Origin of the sequence: Nigerium massiliense (assembly GCF_000826085.1) — a bacterium.
Lineage (GTDB): Bacteria > Actinomycetota > Actinomycetes > Propionibacteriales > Propionibacteriaceae > Propioniciclava > Propioniciclava massiliense.
Genome location: NZ_CCYM01000002.1, coordinates 274,225 through 289,302 on the forward strand (window position 1 = coordinate 274,225; position 15,078 = coordinate 289,302).

The following is a 15,078-nucleotide window of genomic DNA, read 5'->3' on the forward strand; positions in this document are numbered from 1 at the left end:
TACGATAAGTCAATGACGCAGCCAGGCCGCCGACCTTCGTCGCGAGCCCGGAAAACCGGCTCCCCCGCCGCTCCGCCGGGCACTGAGGCCGACGCGATCACCCGGGCCAAGGATGCGCTGCGGGCCCAGATCCGCGCCGAGCGTTCGCGCTCTCCCGTCACCCAGGCCGACCAGGACGCCCGCCTGCGCCACGCCCTGGACGTCAGCGCCGGACGCGCGCGCGTGGCGCTGTACGCGTCGATCGATCCCGAGCCCGACACCTGGCCGCTCATCGACGCCCTCCACGCCCGAGGCGTGCGCGTGCTGCTGCCCGTGCTGGCGGGGCGCCGCACCCCGGCGTGGTCCTGGTTCACCGGACGCGCCCACCTGCGACCGGGCTGGCATGGCATCCCGGAGCCGACCGGCGACGTGCTGGGACCGGAAGCCCTCGGCGAGGCCGACCTGGTCTGGTGCTCCGCGCTGGCGGTCGGCGCGGACGGGCATCGCGTGGGAACCGGCGGCGGGTGGTACGACCGTGCCCTGGCTCACCGCCGCCCGGACGCGCCGCTCGCCGCGCTGGTGAACGAGCGCGAGGTGCTGGACGCCGTCCCGGCCCACCCGTGGGACCGCCCCGTGGACGTCGTGGTCACCGAACGCGGCGCCCGGTGGACCGCGGAATAACGGCCTGGCGACGCCGTTAAGATGTCCGGGTCTCACTCTTGGAGGAAACAACCGCATGCCCACCTATCAGTACCGCTGCACCTCATGCTCGCACGACCTCGAGGCCTTCCAGCACTTCACCGACGCCCCGCTGACGACCTGCCCCGAGTGCGGCGGGACGCTGCGCAAGGTGTTCTCGCCGGTGGGCGTCGTCTTCAAGGGGTCGGGCTTCTACGCCACCGACAGCCGGTCCAAGAGCAAGGCCAACGCCGCCAAGCCCGGCGAGACGCACAAGGCCGACAAGAGCGACGCCCGGGCGGCGTCCAGCTCGAGCGATGCTTCGTCGAGCAGCACCACGTCGACGGCGACCGAGAGCAAGGCCGCTTCCTGAGCTGACAAGGGCTGACACACCCTTCCCATAGTGGGGGCGTGAAGAACCCTCGCTCCTCGTTCGTCGACGACCTCGTCCGCGCGCTGCGCTGGCGACGCCGTCCGCTCGCCGCGGTGGCCGCGGCCATCGCCGTCTTCTGCGTTGTGATCGCCCTGCAGCCGCCCAGCCCCGCCACCGTCGGAGTCGTCACCGTCACCCGCGACCTGCCGGGCGGCACGGTGCTGGCCCAGTCCGACGTCGAGGTGACGCAGCTTCCGCCGGGTTCCGTGCCCGGAGCGGCCCTCACGGACGCCGGCGCGGCGGTCGGCCGCACGATCAACGGCCCGCTGACGCGGCTGAGCGCAGTGACGGAGGCGACCGTCGCGTCCGGCCAGCAGCTCGCCCGGCCGGGCTTCGTGGTCGCCGCACTCCCCCTGACGGACGCCGCGATCGCGTCGGTGCTGCGGGTCGGCGCGCACATCGACATCATCGGCCCGGCCGGCGGCAAGGTGGGCGTCGTCGCGTCCGACGTGCGGGTGGTGGCCGTTCCGCAGACGGCCAGCGAGGGCCTCGGCGGCTTCTCGGGCTCAGAGCGCGTGGCGCTCGTGGAGCTAAAACCCCAGGTGGCCGCGCAGTTGGCCGGGGCGACCCAAGCGGGGGATCTCACGTTGACCTTGCGGTAGCAGGCCGGAAGAGGCAGGCGGGTACCACTCCTCAGCCACCGCCCTCACCATCACCGACTTATTGTTAATATTTCGTTATCCTGAATCGCGCCCGTTTGGGTGTAGGCGACTAAAAGGCCGATACCCTCCTCTGGGAGGCAGCCCCACGCCCCTTCCTTGCCGGGGCACTGCCTCTCATGCGAAAGGTAGTAATGAAGGGTTTCAAAGAATTCCTGATGCAGGGCAACCTCATCGACCTGGCTGTTGCCTTCATCATGGGCACCGCGTTCGCGTCCGTCGTCACGACGTTCACGGCGGTCATCATGGACGTGATCGGTAAGTTCGTGGGCTTCCCGAACTTCAGCAACGTCGCGGTGGGCGGCATCAACATCGGCGCGTTCCTGACCGCGCTCGTGTCGTTCATCATCCTGGCCGCGGTCGTGTACTTCGCGATCGTCAAGCCGTACAACGCCGTCCGCGCGCGCTTCAGCCCCGCCGAGGAGGTCGTGACCCCGACCACCGACGAGCTGCTCGTCGAGATCCGCGACCTGCTGGCCAACCGCCGCTGATCGTGGCCGCGCCGGCCCTCAGAGTCGGCCGGTGCAGCACTGAGCCCCCGTCGTTGCTTCCGCACGGCGGGGGCTTTGTCTGACCCGACGGACGCATCGAGCGCTGGCGTCCGACGATTTCAGCGGACGTGATGGGGCGGGACCTCGGCGAGCAGCCGGCGCTCGTCCGCGGTGAGCGTCGTCCGGTGGGACGGCGCGTGCACGTCGAGCACGTCCACGCCCAGCGCCGTGCGGGCACGTGCGAGGGCGGCGAACCACTGCGCGAAACCCATCCCCTGCCGCGCCGCCGGGGAGACCGGGTGCGGCCACGGCAGCCCGGCGGCCTGGGTGTCCAGGGCGTGGCGCCGGACGGCGGCGGCGTCCCAACCCCGGGATGCCAGCGCCCCAACCAGCTCGGCGATGTTCGGCGACTCCTGGACGCCGAGGTCGAGGCTCTCCCCCGTCAGTGCCTGGGCGAGCGTGGTGTGCCAGGACGCCGGCGTCACCGACCCAGCGTCCCGGCGGGCACCTCGCGGGGCTCCCCCTCGTCGGTCAGCGAGGCGTCCCCGACGACGGTGACCGGCGCCTTGAACGTCCAATCGCCCTGGACGCGGAGCGAGGTGGCCTGCTTCAGCGACGGCGGCACCTGCACCCGCTTTTCGAAGTCGTCGATGAGCTTGTAGTAGCGGTCGTCCAGCGAGACCGTCGGGGTTTCCGTGGTCGCGATGAGGCGTCCGTCGTCGCGGAGGTCGTACAGATCCGAGCGCAGCAGCAGCAGCTCGTTAGTGGTCTTCACCGGCTGGAACCGGTCGCGTTCGACGGCGATCGCCTGCGATCCTTCGAACACCTCGATGGCGGCACCCATGGCCGTCTCGATCTGGATGACCTTCGGCGAGGTCTTGTCAGAAGGGTCCACGTTCTTCTCGTTGCGGATCATCGGCAGCCCGAGGACGCCCTCGCGCTCGGCCATGATCTCTTTGAACTGCTGCAGGTCGAGCCACAGGTTGTTCGTGTTGAAGTACGCGTGCCGCTCGGTGTCCTGGAAGGTGTCCATGTCGTCGTCGGCGGTCTGCGCCGACTCGCGCAGGATCAGCTGACCGTCGGCCTTGCGTACCGCGAGATGGCCGCCCTTGCGGTCGTTGGCGGTGCGGTTGCACACCTCGGACGCGAACGGCGCCCCCGACTGTGCGAACCAACCGGCCAGCACCGGGTCGGGCGCCGCCCCCAGGTTGTCGCCGTTGGTGACGCTGGCGTAGCGATAGCCCTGGTCGAGCAGCTGGTCGAGCAGCCCGGACGTCACCAGCGCCGTGTAGATATCGCCGTGGCCGGGCGGGCACCACTCGAGTTCGGGGTCCGCGGGCCACTCGACCGGCTCGAACGTGTCGACGAGCAGCTTCGGCTCGGAGTTCTGCAGGAAGTCGAGCGGGAGGCCGTCCACGGGCAGGTCGTCGTACTTGGCGAGGTAGCCGACGGTGTCGTCGTGCGTGCGGAAGCTGTCCATGAACACCAGCGGCAGCTTGGCGCCGTACTCCTGGCGCGCCCACAGCACCTGGCGGACGAGGATGTCGAGGAAGGTCTTGCCCTCCCGGACGGGAAGCAGCGTCTTGGCGCGCTCCAGCCCCATGGACGTGCCGAGCCCACCGTTGAGCTTGATGATGACGGTCTTCTGCAGCGCCTCGCGGGCCACCGCGTCGTCGACGTCGACGTCGGAGAGCCGGGGCGGGTTGGTCAGCGGCTCGATGTCGCTCTCGGCGATGAGTCCGGTGTCACCGGAGCGAGCCTGCTCGAAGTAGTGGGAAAAGACATCGATGGCGGCATCCGCGATGCCACGGTCGCGCATCTTGGCCTGCGCGCGGGCAAGAGGGCTCTCGGTCATGCTGGCCATGCTAGCTAGCGGGGCATCCGGCGGAGGTCTCGAGTCCTGAACAATGCGTCCCCGCTGCCACCCGGGCATAAAAGGAGAGCGACGCCGGTCGAAGGGCTAAGAAGCCGTCTACCCACCCCCAGGAGACATCAACCACCTGGCGTCGCTCTCAACGGCAAGCCTACGTCATCTTGGTCCGGACGCAACCTCCGGGCTGCCTTCCAGTCATCAAAATGTCACCAGCAGTTAAATGCGCATGTATGGGTTGGTGAGGGCTTCGCGGGCCTACTCCACCGCCCGGAGCGCGCCTGCCGCAGCGTGCGTCTTTTCCCCGACGTCCGCGCCGCCGGTAGAGTGGTCCACGCTCCACGCTCCACGCCCGGACGTGGCGCTGGCCCCATAGCTCAGGGGATAGAGCAGAGGTTTCCTAAACCTTGTGTCGCAAGTTCGAATCTTGCTGGGGTCGCCAGACGCACCACTCGCACGGGACAACGCTTGTCACCACGGCCGCCAATCCGTCGCTGCACGACTCGCCTCTTACCCGACCAGCCTGGTCGCCGGGCCGGGTGCCGGGGTCGGGCTTGCCCGGGACACCCTGGACGCAGCGATGTCAACGCCTCGCCGCCTCGCCCGCCTCCACTGCTCGATCGGCACGTCGATGTCGAACAGCCCGCTGTCGGCGTAGCGGCGCCAAGCCAGTGACCCGGTCTTGTACTCGGGGTGGCGGAAGGGGCCTTCGCGTAGCGAGCGCGCTTCGTCGAGGAAGCCCTCGACATCGCCAACTCTGGGAATGCACGCAGCCGTTCGGGGCATCGAGACATGACCGCAGTGAGGCACCGACAACAGTGTATGTACCCGGACCACAAACTGAGAAGGCCGAAGCTTGAATCTATTCCCGCGGGCTCGGTAGCCAAAATGTACGGACGTGATCCAGTCGCGCTTCTTTCCTGATTCGACCTCTCAAAGATGAAGGCGCCGACTGACGCCGGCGCGCTCTGCGGTCCGCTCCTCGCTTCGCTCCGGTGCGGTCCTCGCACGACCTCTTGGCCTCAGAGGCGTAGCCCGAGCCGCCGGTAGGCGGCGAATGGATCGATACATTCCACGTCAAATGCCTTGCACACGTCCGGGATCTTCACGCGCCTAACGCAGTTCGGGTCGGACGTCTCGCGAGTGACCAGAGTGGCCCCTTCCGCGATTGATTGTGCAATGAGCCGGAGATCGGCCGACGCCATGAACTCAGACACAGCCGACTGTCGGTACTTGCGCTTCGGACTTGCCGCCCACCTAGCAACAACCACCATGGCGGCGGCCGATTCCGGCGTTGGGTCATGCCAAAAGTCTCCTCGAATTGACATCGCCCAGGCAGCAAGGGGGTACCTTCTGCCCTTCGGGTCGCCCGCCGTCAATTCGTCCCTAATCGCCACAATCGAGCCCACATCATCAATCAGCTGGCCATTCTCGAGCCAGTCCCAAAACGTGGGTGCTAAGTCGAGTGGATAGTAGGTACGATGCGCCTCAGAAAACGCATTGTTGTCGAGAAGGTGCATCATGCGGCCCCAAGGCGCTTCGCGTATTCATCAAGCGTTGCCGGGGATTTCATCGACATGAGACTCAACGCCTCAGAGAGGGTCGTTCTTCCCTCAGAGGTCTCTTGAAGGACGGCCCGCGAGAGGCGTTCGCTCGCACGTAGGGGCTGGCTGTTGTAGAAGTCTCCTCCTCCGCCACCCTCCTTGACGAAGCCATCCAGCCTTGCCTCTTCCGCCGCGTATGTCGCCCCGAAGTTTTCAAACTCGACCAGGCGAGAATCACGTAAAGCCTGGAGAATCACCAAGGTGCCGCACTTGTACGCTCTTGCGAGCGCGTCCAACTTCAGCGGCAACTCTTGTTTCGGAAGCTTGTCCATCCGCTCCTTGAGATCCTCCCGGGGGACAAGGAAATGGGATGCGGTAAGACTGCACCACCTTTCAGTTGGTGAATCTGGGGTGATTGAGATCTCCGGGCTGTCGATGCCACTCTGGCCGTGCCAAACGTGGGCCAGTTCATGGGCGAGTGTAAAAATTTGGCCGTTCATCGTCTGGTTCGTATTGACGAAGACCAACGGTGCCGTGGTGTCTACGAAAGAAAACCCGCGAAACTCGTTTGGGTCCAACAGCTTGCGTGTCTTATTGCCAACCATCGAGGTAGCGATCGCTAAGCCTCCGAGTTCTTCGAAATTGCGAATGAGGGTGCGGCGAGTGTCCGCCCATGACCCTCTGCGATCCGACACCTCGAATGATAACGTTCGGCGCATCTCACCGGCAGCTTCGGCTGGCTTCATGTCCGCCGCGCTGCCGACGAAACCCAGCTCACCCAGGCCGTTCGCCTCGGCGAACTCTTTGTACCAGGCTTGACGGCGTTCGCTCTGGTCCAACACCGCGACCAAGTTCGCGCTGGGTTCTCCCGCCATTGCCGTGTAGCCGGAGCGGAAATCGGGCACAGGCAGGTTCAGCTTCGGGGGTTCATCCAATAGGAGGTACCCGAACGGGACACCTGTCCGCTGGGCGAAGCCCTCAAGTTGAGCAAGGGTCGGCGCCTCGCCTGGGATGACCCACCGTTGGGTTGCATGGTCCAAGTCCTCCACCGATAGACCGGCCCTCTGGAGTGCCCAGTCCATCACGGAGGAAGAGACCGGTACGCGTAGACTCACGCGACCCCCTTCCAAATCATCGCTAACCGAGCAAGGGAGTCTGGGGGATGAGCAGCGCACGGTGCAGCCCCATCCTGCCCACTCCACTCCCACCCTACGCGACCCGCGTGGCGAGGGCTAGAACGGCTCGTCCTAACGAACGCACCGAAAGCTCGTAGTCCACCGTCTCAGTTCTCGTCTCGTTGGCATTCGTCCGCAACTGTTCGCCTCGCGCTTCGCGCCTCGGTTGACGCTCACCCCAGACGTACCCGGCCACTCCGGGCGCTCAACCACGACCTAACAAGCGGGCTTTCCGAGCGACCGGCGTGGGCAGGCAAGAAGTAGCCCTCAGCAGTGAGAATCGAACAAGCGCCACTATTGGTCCGCACATGGTCTGCAGACCGGTGCAACCAGCTCCCATTTCATCCCACTGCGTGACAGTCGTTGCGCCTCGCACAGGGGCTCCCTATGCCGCTCCACCAAGCCGGGACGATTTCCCACACCCAGGGTCGCAGAGTTCTAACTTGCAGGGATCACCACGCGTGAATACCCGATGGACGGGCCGAACTTTCATCTTCGACCGGGCTGAGCTCACTTGGACGCTGCTTCGATGATCCTTGCAGTCGATCAAGCAGACGGTTCATGGGTGACCCGACGATGGGCCCTCTCCCCGGCCAGTTGTGCTAGCCCTCAGTGTGGCCTCCGACTCAGCCTGACCACAGCGTCACCGGCTCGACGCCAGCGGTGTTCTCGACTGTGACCTCGTACAGGCTGAGTTCCGGCGTGCCGAGCTCAACCCCGGGCTCGCGCACCCGGCGGGCCACCACCGTATGGGCCGGACGCAACGAGGTTGACGGTGACGGCCGCACCGGAATAGCGGACGTCCCAGCCGTCAGTTCGCCGTTCGGAGGCAGGACGCCAGTTGGGACGGTTGCCGTCGTGGCGCCACGTCGGCGGGGTGCGGCCCGTGCAACCGGCCTGCGCGAGAACGCTACACGCTTCGTCATGATCGGGTCCTTTCCCACTGCGCCCCGGTTGTCGCCCGCGGTCAGGCAGGCGCGGACCCGGAGATCTGCCCCTTCTGAAGTAGTCGCAGCGCCACAATCGAACTTTCGCGACGACAGGGAAGGGTTCCTACCCGTCAGGTCGATGCGTCGAGGCCGGGCGTCTTCCGTCGCCGGCACAGATGAGGCCACGCATGGCGTCCTCGAGGCGTCCGGTGAGGCCGTGCGGGTCACCGGACAGCGGCTCACCGACGACCACCCGTGGGGTGATCGACCGATCCCGCCGGACGAGCTGCAGCGCTGCGGCGGCGAGTTCCCGGGCGTCCGTGTCCGCGAACCGCCGGGCGAGCGGGTGCCCGAGCCACCGCTCCGACAGCACTCCTGCGATCGCCACCGGCAGCACCACCGTCCCGGGAGCGAGCCGGGCGAACAGTTCAGGGCTGCGCGACCACTCCCCCAGCGCTGCGAGGGCGTCCGCCGGCCGCAGGCTCGGGTCCGGCTCGATCGTCCCCGCGGGGAAAGTCACCAGCGCCCCGCCGGCCCGCAGATGCGCGGACGCCGCGCGCACCAGTCCGCCACGGGCGCCGACGCCGTCCCCCACGTACAGCGTCCGCGCGCTGAGGTTGGGCAGCGCGCGGAGCAGCGGCCGGTCCAGCGCGATGAGCAAGAGATCGCGTCGCGTGGCCAACAACCGCCACAGCAGCGGGGTGTCCACGGTGCCGGGGTGGTTCGCCACGACCAGCAGCGGGCCGTCGGCGGGGACGCGGTCCGCGCCACAGAACATAGGCCGCCCGCCGTAGCCCGGGAGCAGGACGTCCGCCGCGGCGGCGAGCCCATCGGTGCCGACGCGCGCGTCCGCTTCCTCAAGTTCGCGCCGGAAGCGGAGCGCGAAGGGCAGCAAGACCGCCGTGGCCGCCGCCCGCGCGAGCCCGGGTCTCGGCGCGAGCGCGGACGCCGCATCGGACAGCGCGACTGTCCTCAGGGCGCCGTGGTCTGGGTCGTGGCGGGGCACCCAACGATGCTAGTGGCGCGGCGATCCCCCCGCCTGGGCGGGCGTCCGGGACGCTAGCCCTCCCGCGCCAGGCGCTTCAGCTTGGGCACGGGCACGGGCACGCGATGGTTGAGCGCCGCGGCGGTGGCGTCCCCGGCCTTGTGACGCCAGCGGAACAGCCCGGCAGCGGGCTCCCCCGCCACCACCTCGTCGGGGTCGCCGTCCAGCGGCAGCCAGCCGCTCGCCTTGAGCGCGAGGCCGAAGCCCTCTGTCCAAGACGGCAGCCGACAACCGTCCCGCTGCTCGTCGCCCACCGGCACGACCAAACCGACCGCGTCGTCGATCGAGTCACCCGGATTCTGGCTGAGGTGTCCCGCTCCCAGGACGCCGCCGTCCCCGGCTGACGTGGTGCCTGGACGCTTCTGCTGGCCTGCCCGACGACCGCACCTCAGCATCGGTCGGGGCGCGAAGGACGTGATGCCCCGCGCCGAACGTCGCGCCATGAATGAACGGGACCGCCCCCACCCAGGGGGATGGGGCGGGGACCGTCCCTAAGATCAGCCTACCCAAGAACGGCTGCGCCCGACCATGCACACATGGCCGGACGCAGCCGTTTCTCGAGTGGTGTCGCTTAGCAGCGACCGCGGGTCAGTTCTCGGTCGGGGCGCCCTCGGCGTCCTGCGCCTGGGCGGCGGCGACCTGCTTCTTGAGCTCCTCGCTGTCGATGCCCTTGACGGCCTCGATCAGCTGCTCAAGCCCGGACGCGTTCATCGCCCCGGCCTCGCGGTAGACGAGCACGCCGTCCCGGAAGGCCATGAGCGTCGGGATCGCCTGAATCTCGAGCGCGCCGGCCAGCTGCTGGTTCGCCTCGGTGTCGACCTTCGCGAACGTGACGTCGCCGTGCTTCTCGGACGCCTCTTCGAACACGGGAGCGAACATGCGGCAGGGGCCGCACCAGGAGGCCCAGAAGTCGACCAGGACCGTCCCCGATCCCTCGACCGTGCTGACGAAGTTGTCTTGCGTCATTTCGACGGTAGCCATGGAGTCATCCTCTCTTCGGGTACCCCACCTCAACACGGACGCCCCGGGGACTATTCCGTGCTCGTCGCGGCCGCGATGTCGGCACCGATGTCGCGGATGAGGCGGCCGGGCCCGATCGTCCGGCCGGCCACGGCGGACACCAGCGCCGAGAGCCCCGGCAGCGCCTCGTCGGGGTCGGGGTTACCGGGCACGCGCATCGTCTCCAGCGGGTTGGCCCCGTCGGGCCACGGCTGCGACACCTTCTCCCAGGTGCGCAGCCAGGCGGTCGAGATCTCCGAGACCGACGGCACCCCGAAGAAGTGGCCGACGGGCGCGTGGTGCCGCAGCGCCACGATCGGCGAGTTCTGGTAGATCAGCGCGAGCCGCACCCGGGCGTCCAGGTCGCGGCGTTCCTCCAGCGTTCCCCGGGTCGCCCAGCCGCAGGGGTTCGGGCAGGTGTCGCCCACGTCCGGACGCTCCCCGGCGCTCACCGTCGCGTGGTTCATGGCGCAGATCGCGAGGGCCTGGCCCTGCCGCGAGTGGAACCGGTCGAGGTAGGCGGTGAAACCGGGCTGGTCACCGTTCGCGGCGTTCAGGGCGCGACGGCAGGTGGCCTGCAGCGCCGAGCTGTGCGGGCACGCGGGATCGCCGGTGCCCCAGCGCTCCCCCACCGTCCGGCCCAGCACCAGCGGGTCGCCCGCGTGCCCGAGCATGCCCTCCCAGGCCAGCTGGGGCAGGTACTCCCCGATCAGGTGCGCGGTCACGACGATCTGCAGCGGCTCGTGGCGCTGGGCGCGCAGGTCGACGACCTCCAGCATCAGCGCGTACAACGGGATGAGCGAGCCCAGCGCGCCCCGATTCTCGTCGCGCGGCTGCTGCGGGAAGCACGCCGAGGCCAGCTCGGCCGCCCAATGCGACCCCACGAAGTCGGCCGCGATCTCCGCGTAGTCCTCGGCGTCCAGGTCGAGCACCCGCTTGGCGGCAACCGCCAGGTCGCGCCCCCGCGACCAAGAAGTGTGCCCACCGCGCACCTCGAGGTCGAGCAGGGCGGCGACGGCGTCGTACCAATGCCCGGCGAGCAGCGGAGGCAGGCTCCGAGCGTCCACACCCGGCGCGCGCTCGGTCACTGGTCCAGGGGTTCGACGAAGAGGAAGTCGGCGACGTGGCCGTCCACCATGACGGGTTCGCTCTCGCCGCCCCCGCCCGGACGAGGCGCCGCGGGCCGGACGAGGCGGATGGCGAGCAGGTCCCCGCGCGGCTCGATCAGCGCCTCCGCATTCGGCTTGAGCCCGGCCGCATCGAGGCTGCCCAGCAGCGCGACGTCGGGCTGGATCCCCTCGCCGATGCTGACGGTGCGCACCCGGACGGTTTCCTCGGGGCGATCGTCCAAGACGTCGCTGAGCCGCTCCGCGCGACGGGGCTCGACCGACACCCCGCCGAGCTCCTCCAGCGCGGGGATGGGGTTGCCGTACGGCGACATCGTGGGTTCGTTCAGCACCTCGTAGAGCCGGCGCTCCGCCGCCTCGGACATCACGTGCTCCCAGCGGCACGCCTCGTCGTGCGCAAGGTCCCAGCCCAGCCCGATGACGTCGGTGAGCAGCAGCTCGGCCAGCCGGTGCTTGCGCATCACGCGTCCGGCCACCTGCCGACCTTCTGGGCTGAGCTCGATCCGCCGTTCGGCGCCCACGCGCAGCAAGCCGTCCCGCTCCATGCGCGCGACGGTCTGGGACACCGTCGGGCCGCTTTGGTGCAGCCGCTCCACGATGCGGGCGCGCAGCGGCGGGACGCCCTCTTCGACCAGCTCGTAGATGGTCTTGAGGTACATCTCCGTCGTGTCGATGAGGTCGCTCACCCGTCGCCCCTTTCCGTGGTCATCCCAGGCTACTTCTACCGCCGCGCCACGACGATGACCGCGGCGATCAGGGCGGCCGCGGCGGCGCTGGCGAGGACCATGCCGACACCGCTCGTGAGGCTGAAGAGGGCCGGCGCTCCGGCCGGCTGACCCTGCGGGGTCGGCGCCGCGGACGGAGTGACGAAGTCGGACGGCGCCGGCGCCCCGCCAGGGATCGCGAGGCTCACCACGGCTCCCTTCGAGGCCGCTGGGGCCGCGAGCAGCTCCGTACCCGACAGCGTCGTCGTCAGCGCCGCCCCGTTCGATTGCTTCGGCAGGGCGCCCCGCGCGGAGACCGCGAACGACGCGGAATCCAGCGTGGAGACGGCCGACGCGGTGCGCACGACGACGCGTCCGTCCGCGAGCGAGGTGGCGTCCGTGACGCCGACGGGGGCGGAGGCGACCCTCTTCAGGGCGAGGACGGCGGCGCCGTTGAGCTGGTCGGGAGCGGCGTAGATGCCGGGGTTGGCGCCGGTGGTGACGACGTGGATGCGTCCGGTGGGGGTCACGAACATCGCGGCGGCGCGGTGGCTGCCGTCCGGGTAGCGGTAGCGCAGCCGCTCGGCGTGGCTGATCACCGTGCCGGGCACGGGCGTGATCAGGCGCCAGACGTCCACCTCGGAGCGCTGCCCGCCGATGTCGCCGACGTAGAGCCGACGGTCGTGGAACGCGAGGGCCTCGGGATCGCGCACCTGATCGGTGCTGCGGGTGGCGCCTTGCGATCGCCCGGACGCGTCGACGGCGTGGACGGACAGCCGTCCCGCGGTACCGCCGACGACCCAGTAACGGGACTGGTCGGGCTCCGCCGCCATGCCGGTGGGAGCCACCTGAACGGTGGAGTCGATCGTGAAACCATCCGCGGCGCTCGCCGGCCCCGCGGCCAGCACCGTCGCGGACACCGCCGGCCCGACGATCAAGATGGCGGACGCGCGTCGCCAGCGCTTATGACCCATGGAGCCGGATCCTACAGAAAAGAGGAAACGGCCCCCAGCACAACGATGACCAGCATCGCGACGAGTGTCGCGGTGACGATGGTCTGGCGGGTGCGGGTGTTCACCGATCCACTGTAGGTCATCGTCCCCGCCCTTCCCGCGGCGCGCTCACGCTCCGGCCGTCCACCCCCGCCCGCGACCTTCCCCGGCTCCCTCTCCAGCGAGGACGAGACGGCGATCGGCCGCGCCCGCGGCGTCCTCGACGGGCGGCCCCGCGGGCCCTAGGGTGCAGTCATGGGCGACGTCAGGTTCTACGCGCTCGGCATCGACGAACTGCGCGACCTCTTCTCCGGCTCCCCCGCGGCGGCCGAGCGGATGCGTGCGCTCGCCGCGCGGGCCTTCGCCCCGCCCGAACCCGTCGGGGCGCAGCGCCAATCCCTGCTCTCCCGCATGGGCGGACCGCTGACGCGTCGCCCGCCGAAGTCCGCCCCGGTCGTGCGCCCCGACGTGCCCACCGCCACCGACCTGGGGAACCTGCTCGCCGGACACCACGTGACGCCGGACCGCCTCGAGGCGACCTGGACGCTGGTGCGGCTCTGGGCCGAGGACGCCGCGTGGGGCTCGTACACCCAGCCGATCGACGAGGCGGGCATCGACGAGATCGACTTCCAGCTGAGCAGCGGCGGCGTCGAGACGCGGCACGCGCTGCGCCGGCTGTTCAACAACCGCCTCGCGCTGCCGATCGGGGCGTGTCCCCGGCAGGTCGCCGGTTACGTCCGGGGCGCCCAGGCGTTGGAGATGCGCGACGTCTACCGCGAGGCTGCCTCCTGGCTCGACCCGGAGCGCGGCGCGTTCGTCCGCGACCTGGCCGGCTGGCTGGACGGCTTCGAGGAGTGGACGCGTCGGGCGCCGGCCGAGAACCGACCGGCGCCCGATCTGATCGCGGCGTTCACCTGGTAGGGGTCAGAACAGCGACGTGATCAGCGCCTGGCTGAAGTAGAGGACGAAGGCGACCGCGACGGCCCACATCAGCGGGTGGATCTCCTTCGCCTTGCCGCGCACGGCCTTGATCAGCACGAAGAACACCAGGCCCGCGCCGATGCCGTTCGTGATCGAGTAGGTCAGCGGCATCAGGATCGAGGTCAGGAAGACCGGGATGCCCTCCTCGACGTTCGTCCAGTCGATAGTGCCGACCTGCTCCATCATCAGGAACCCCACGAACACCAGCACGGGCGCGACGGCCTCGCTCGGCACCATGTTCACCAGCGGGGAGAGGAACAGCGTCGCGATGAACGCCAGCCCGGTGACGACGGACGCCAGGCCGGTGCGGGCGCCCTCGCCGACGCCGGCGGCCGACTCGATGAACGACGTATTGGACGACGCAGACCCGAGGCCGCCGCCCAACGCGGCGAGCGAGTCGACGAGCAGCACCTCGCGGGTGTGCGGCGGGTTGCCGTCGGCGTCCAGCAGGTTGCCCTCGGCGCCGACGGCCACGATCGTGCCCATGGTGTCGAAGAAGTCGGCCAACAGCAGCGCGAAGATCGTCATGACCATGGCGACCACGACGTCGGGTCCGCCGGAGAAGGCGCCGAGCATGTCGACCCGGCCGATGATCCCGAAGTCGGGCGCCGACAGGATGCCACCGGTCGCCGGCAGCGCCGGGACGTTGAGCGCCCACCCGGTGGGGTTGGCGCCCTCGGCCTGCGGGCCCAGGTGGAACACGCCCTCGACGATCACCGAGACCAGCGTCATGGCGACGATGCTGATGAGCATGGCGCCCCGCACCCGCGCGGCGAACAGCAGCACCAGCACGATGAGGCCGACGACGAAGATCCCGATCGGCCAGCCCGTCAGCGAGCCGCCGATGCCCAGTTCGACGAGGGTGCCGGAGCCGCGGCGGATGACGCCGGCGTCCACCAGCCCGACGAACGCGATGAAGAGGCCGATGCCGATCGAGATTCCGGTCCGCAGGGGGCGCGGCACCGCCTTGAACACCGCCTCGCGGAAGCCGGTCAGCACCAGGATGGTGATGGCGATGCCCTCCCACACGATCAGCCCCATCGCCTGCGGCCAGGTCACCTTCGGGGCGACGATGTAGGCCAGCATGGCGTTGATCCCCAGGCCGGCGGCCAGGCCGAGCGGGTACCGGCCCACGACGCCCATCAGGATCGTCATGATGCCCGCGATCAGCGCCGTCGCCGCGGCGACCATCGCGATCGACCCGCTGACGTTCGCGGCGATCGGCTGACCGGCGGCGTCCAGCTTGGGCAGGCCGCTGATGAGCAGGCCGCGCGAGTCGGCCGCCGTCCCGATGATCAGGGGGTTCAACGCGAAGATGTAGGCCATCGCGAAGAAGGTGACCAGGCCGCCGCGCACCTCGCGGCTGACGGTCGACCCACGCCGGCTGATCTCGAACCAGCGGTCGAGCCCGGACGTGGTCGGCGCACCGGCGGGATCGGCGGACACGGGAGCAGCAGAGGACATGCGCGCAT

General features: G+C 69.2%; 17 protein-coding genes and 1 tRNA gene. 6 read left to right on the top strand and 12 right to left on the bottom strand.

Annotated elements, in window-relative coordinates:
* Positions 1–12 precede the first annotated feature (12 nt).
* The 4 genes from BN1187_RS02705 to mscL all read left to right on the top strand — a co-directional run bounded on the left by BN1187_RS02705 (position 13) and on the right by mscL (position 2,240).
* A complete protein-coding gene (locus BN1187_RS02705; RefSeq protein WP_052462210.1) occupies positions 13–660 on the top strand; it encodes a 5-formyltetrahydrofolate cyclo-ligase in 648 nt (215 codons plus the stop codon).
* Positions 661–715: 55 nt separating this feature from the next.
* Positions 716–1,030 (top strand): FmdB family zinc ribbon protein, encoded by a 315-nt coding sequence (locus BN1187_RS02710; protein ID WP_040158492.1) that lies wholly within the window; start codon positions 716–718, stop codon positions 1,028–1,030.
* Positions 1,031–1,068: 38 nt separating this feature from the next.
* A complete protein-coding gene (locus BN1187_RS02715) occupies positions 1,069–1,692 on the top strand; it encodes an SAF domain-containing protein (RefSeq protein WP_040158495.1) in 624 nt (207 codons plus the stop codon).
* A 191-nt stretch (positions 1,693–1,883) separates the two neighbouring features.
* Entirely contained in the window at positions 1,884–2,240 is a 357-nt protein-coding gene (gene mscL, locus BN1187_RS02720; RefSeq protein WP_040158498.1) for a large conductance mechanosensitive channel protein MscL, read from the top strand.
* A gap of 119 nt (positions 2,241–2,359) precedes the next feature.
* Here mscL and BN1187_RS02725 read toward each other — a convergent pair whose 3' ends face one another.
* Together BN1187_RS02725 and BN1187_RS02730 are read right to left on the bottom strand one after the other, a co-directional pair.
* Positions 2,360–2,725, bottom strand: coding sequence for a hypothetical protein (locus BN1187_RS02725; protein WP_040158500.1), 366 nt, complete (start codon positions 2,723–2,725; stop codon positions 2,360–2,362).
* Complete coding sequence (locus BN1187_RS02730) at positions 2,722–4,095, bottom strand: UTP--glucose-1-phosphate uridylyltransferase (RefSeq protein ID WP_040159791.1); 1,374 nt, start codon at positions 4,093–4,095, stop codon at positions 2,722–2,724. The genes BN1187_RS02725 and BN1187_RS02730 overlap by 4 nt, the downstream gene beginning before the upstream one ends.
* Before the next feature lie 381 nt (positions 4,096–4,476).
* Between BN1187_RS02730 and BN1187_RS02735 the strand changes: the two genes are divergently transcribed.
* Positions 4,477–4,552 (top strand) — tRNA-Arg (locus tag BN1187_RS02735).
* A 580-nt stretch (positions 4,553–5,132) separates the two neighbouring features.
* On the opposite strand, the gene BN1187_RS02745 is transcribed toward BN1187_RS02735, so the two are convergent.
* From BN1187_RS02745 to BN1187_RS02780, 9 genes are all read right to left on the bottom strand, one after another.
* Entirely contained in the window at positions 5,133–5,633 is a 501-nt protein-coding gene (locus BN1187_RS02745; RefSeq protein ID WP_082034461.1) for a DUF4411 family protein, read from the bottom strand.
* The gene (locus BN1187_RS02750; protein ID WP_157754727.1) at positions 5,630–6,589 is read right to left on the bottom strand and encodes an ImmA/IrrE family metallo-endopeptidase; all 960 of its coding nucleotides are present in this window, start codon (positions 6,587–6,589) and stop codon (positions 5,630–5,632) included. Before BN1187_RS02750 ends, BN1187_RS02745 begins: the two co-directional genes overlap by 4 nt.
* A gap of 866 nt (positions 6,590–7,455) precedes the next feature.
* Positions 7,456–7,593: a hypothetical protein gene (locus BN1187_RS14195; protein WP_157754728.1), complete on the bottom strand. Its 138-nt coding sequence runs from the start codon at positions 7,591–7,593 to the stop codon at positions 7,456–7,458.
* Positions 7,594–7,882: 289 nt separating this feature from the next.
* Positions 7,883–8,764, bottom strand: coding sequence for a 1-acyl-sn-glycerol-3-phosphate acyltransferase (locus BN1187_RS02755; protein WP_052462212.1), 882 nt, complete (start codon positions 8,762–8,764; stop codon positions 7,883–7,885).
* A 53-nt stretch (positions 8,765–8,817) separates the two neighbouring features.
* Positions 8,818–9,246 carry a hypothetical protein gene (locus tag BN1187_RS14200; protein WP_147675055.1) on the bottom strand — a complete coding sequence of 143 codons (429 nt, stop codon included), beginning with the start codon at positions 9,244–9,246 and terminating at the stop codon, positions 8,818–8,820.
* Positions 9,247–9,391: 145 nt separating this feature from the next.
* Positions 9,392–9,784, bottom strand: coding sequence for a thioredoxin (gene trxA, locus BN1187_RS02765; protein WP_040158508.1), 393 nt, complete (start codon positions 9,782–9,784; stop codon positions 9,392–9,394).
* Between the two features lie 50 nt (positions 9,785–9,834).
* Positions 9,835–10,890 (bottom strand): hypothetical protein, encoded by a 1,056-nt coding sequence (locus tag BN1187_RS02770; protein ID WP_097677298.1) that lies wholly within the window; start codon positions 10,888–10,890, stop codon positions 9,835–9,837.
* Positions 10,887–11,588 carry a metal-dependent transcriptional regulator gene (locus BN1187_RS02775; protein ID WP_452435883.1) on the bottom strand — a complete coding sequence of 234 codons (702 nt, stop codon included), beginning with the start codon at positions 11,586–11,588 and terminating at the stop codon, positions 10,887–10,889. Before BN1187_RS02775 ends, BN1187_RS02770 begins: the two co-directional genes overlap by 4 nt.
* A gap of 62 nt (positions 11,589–11,650) precedes the next feature.
* Positions 11,651–12,607 carry a hypothetical protein gene (locus BN1187_RS02780; RefSeq protein ID WP_040158512.1) on the bottom strand — a complete coding sequence of 319 codons (957 nt, stop codon included), beginning with the start codon at positions 12,605–12,607 and terminating at the stop codon, positions 11,651–11,653.
* A 273-nt stretch (positions 12,608–12,880) separates the two neighbouring features.
* Between BN1187_RS02780 and BN1187_RS02785 the strand changes: the two genes are divergently transcribed.
* A complete protein-coding gene (locus BN1187_RS02785) occupies positions 12,881–13,546 on the top strand; it encodes a hypothetical protein (RefSeq protein ID WP_040158514.1) in 666 nt (221 codons plus the stop codon).
* Positions 13,547–13,549: 3 nt separating this feature from the next.
* Here BN1187_RS02785 and BN1187_RS02790 read toward each other — a convergent pair whose 3' ends face one another.
* Complete coding sequence (locus tag BN1187_RS02790) at positions 13,550–15,070, bottom strand: NCS2 family permease (RefSeq protein WP_040158516.1); 1,521 nt, start codon at positions 15,068–15,070, stop codon at positions 13,550–13,552.
* Positions 15,071–15,078 lie beyond the last annotated feature (8 nt).

Bases quoted from the DNA above. Each gene is read 5' to 3' on its own strand.
- BN1187_RS02730 (WP_040159791.1), bottom strand. From the start codon at position 4,095: ATGACCGAGAGCCCTCTTGCCCGCGCGCAGGCCAAGATGCGCGACCGT.
- trxA (WP_040158508.1), bottom strand. From the start codon at position 9,784: ATGGCTACCGTCGAAATGACGCAAGACAACTTCGTCAGCACGGTCGAG.
- BN1187_RS02785 (WP_040158514.1), top strand. From the start codon at position 12,881: ATGGGCGACGTCAGGTTCTACGCGCTCGGCATCGACGAACTGCGCGAC.
- BN1187_RS02745 (WP_082034461.1), bottom strand. From the start codon at position 5,633: ATGATGCACCTTCTCGACAACAATGCGTTTTCTGAGGCGCATCGTACC.
- BN1187_RS02710 (WP_040158492.1), top strand. From the start codon at position 716: ATGCCCACCTATCAGTACCGCTGCACCTCATGCTCGCACGACCTCGAG.
- BN1187_RS14200 (WP_147675055.1), bottom strand. From the start codon at position 9,246: ATGGCGCGACGTTCGGCGCGGGGCATCACGTCCTTCGCGCCCCGACCG.
- BN1187_RS02780 (WP_040158512.1), bottom strand. From the start codon at position 12,607: ATGGGTCATAAGCGCTGGCGACGCGCGTCCGCCATCTTGATCGTCGGG.
- BN1187_RS02775 (WP_452435883.1), bottom strand. From the start codon at position 11,588: ATGTACCTCAAGACCATCTACGAGCTGGTCGAAGAGGGCGTCCCGCCG.
- mscL (WP_040158498.1), top strand. From the start codon at position 1,884: ATGAAGGGTTTCAAAGAATTCCTGATGCAGGGCAACCTCATCGACCTG.
- BN1187_RS02705 (WP_052462210.1), top strand. From the start codon at position 13: ATGACGCAGCCAGGCCGCCGACCTTCGTCGCGAGCCCGGAAAACCGGC.
- BN1187_RS02790 (WP_040158516.1), bottom strand. From the start codon at position 15,070: ATGTCCTCTGCTGCTCCCGTGTCCGCCGATCCCGCCGGTGCGCCGACC.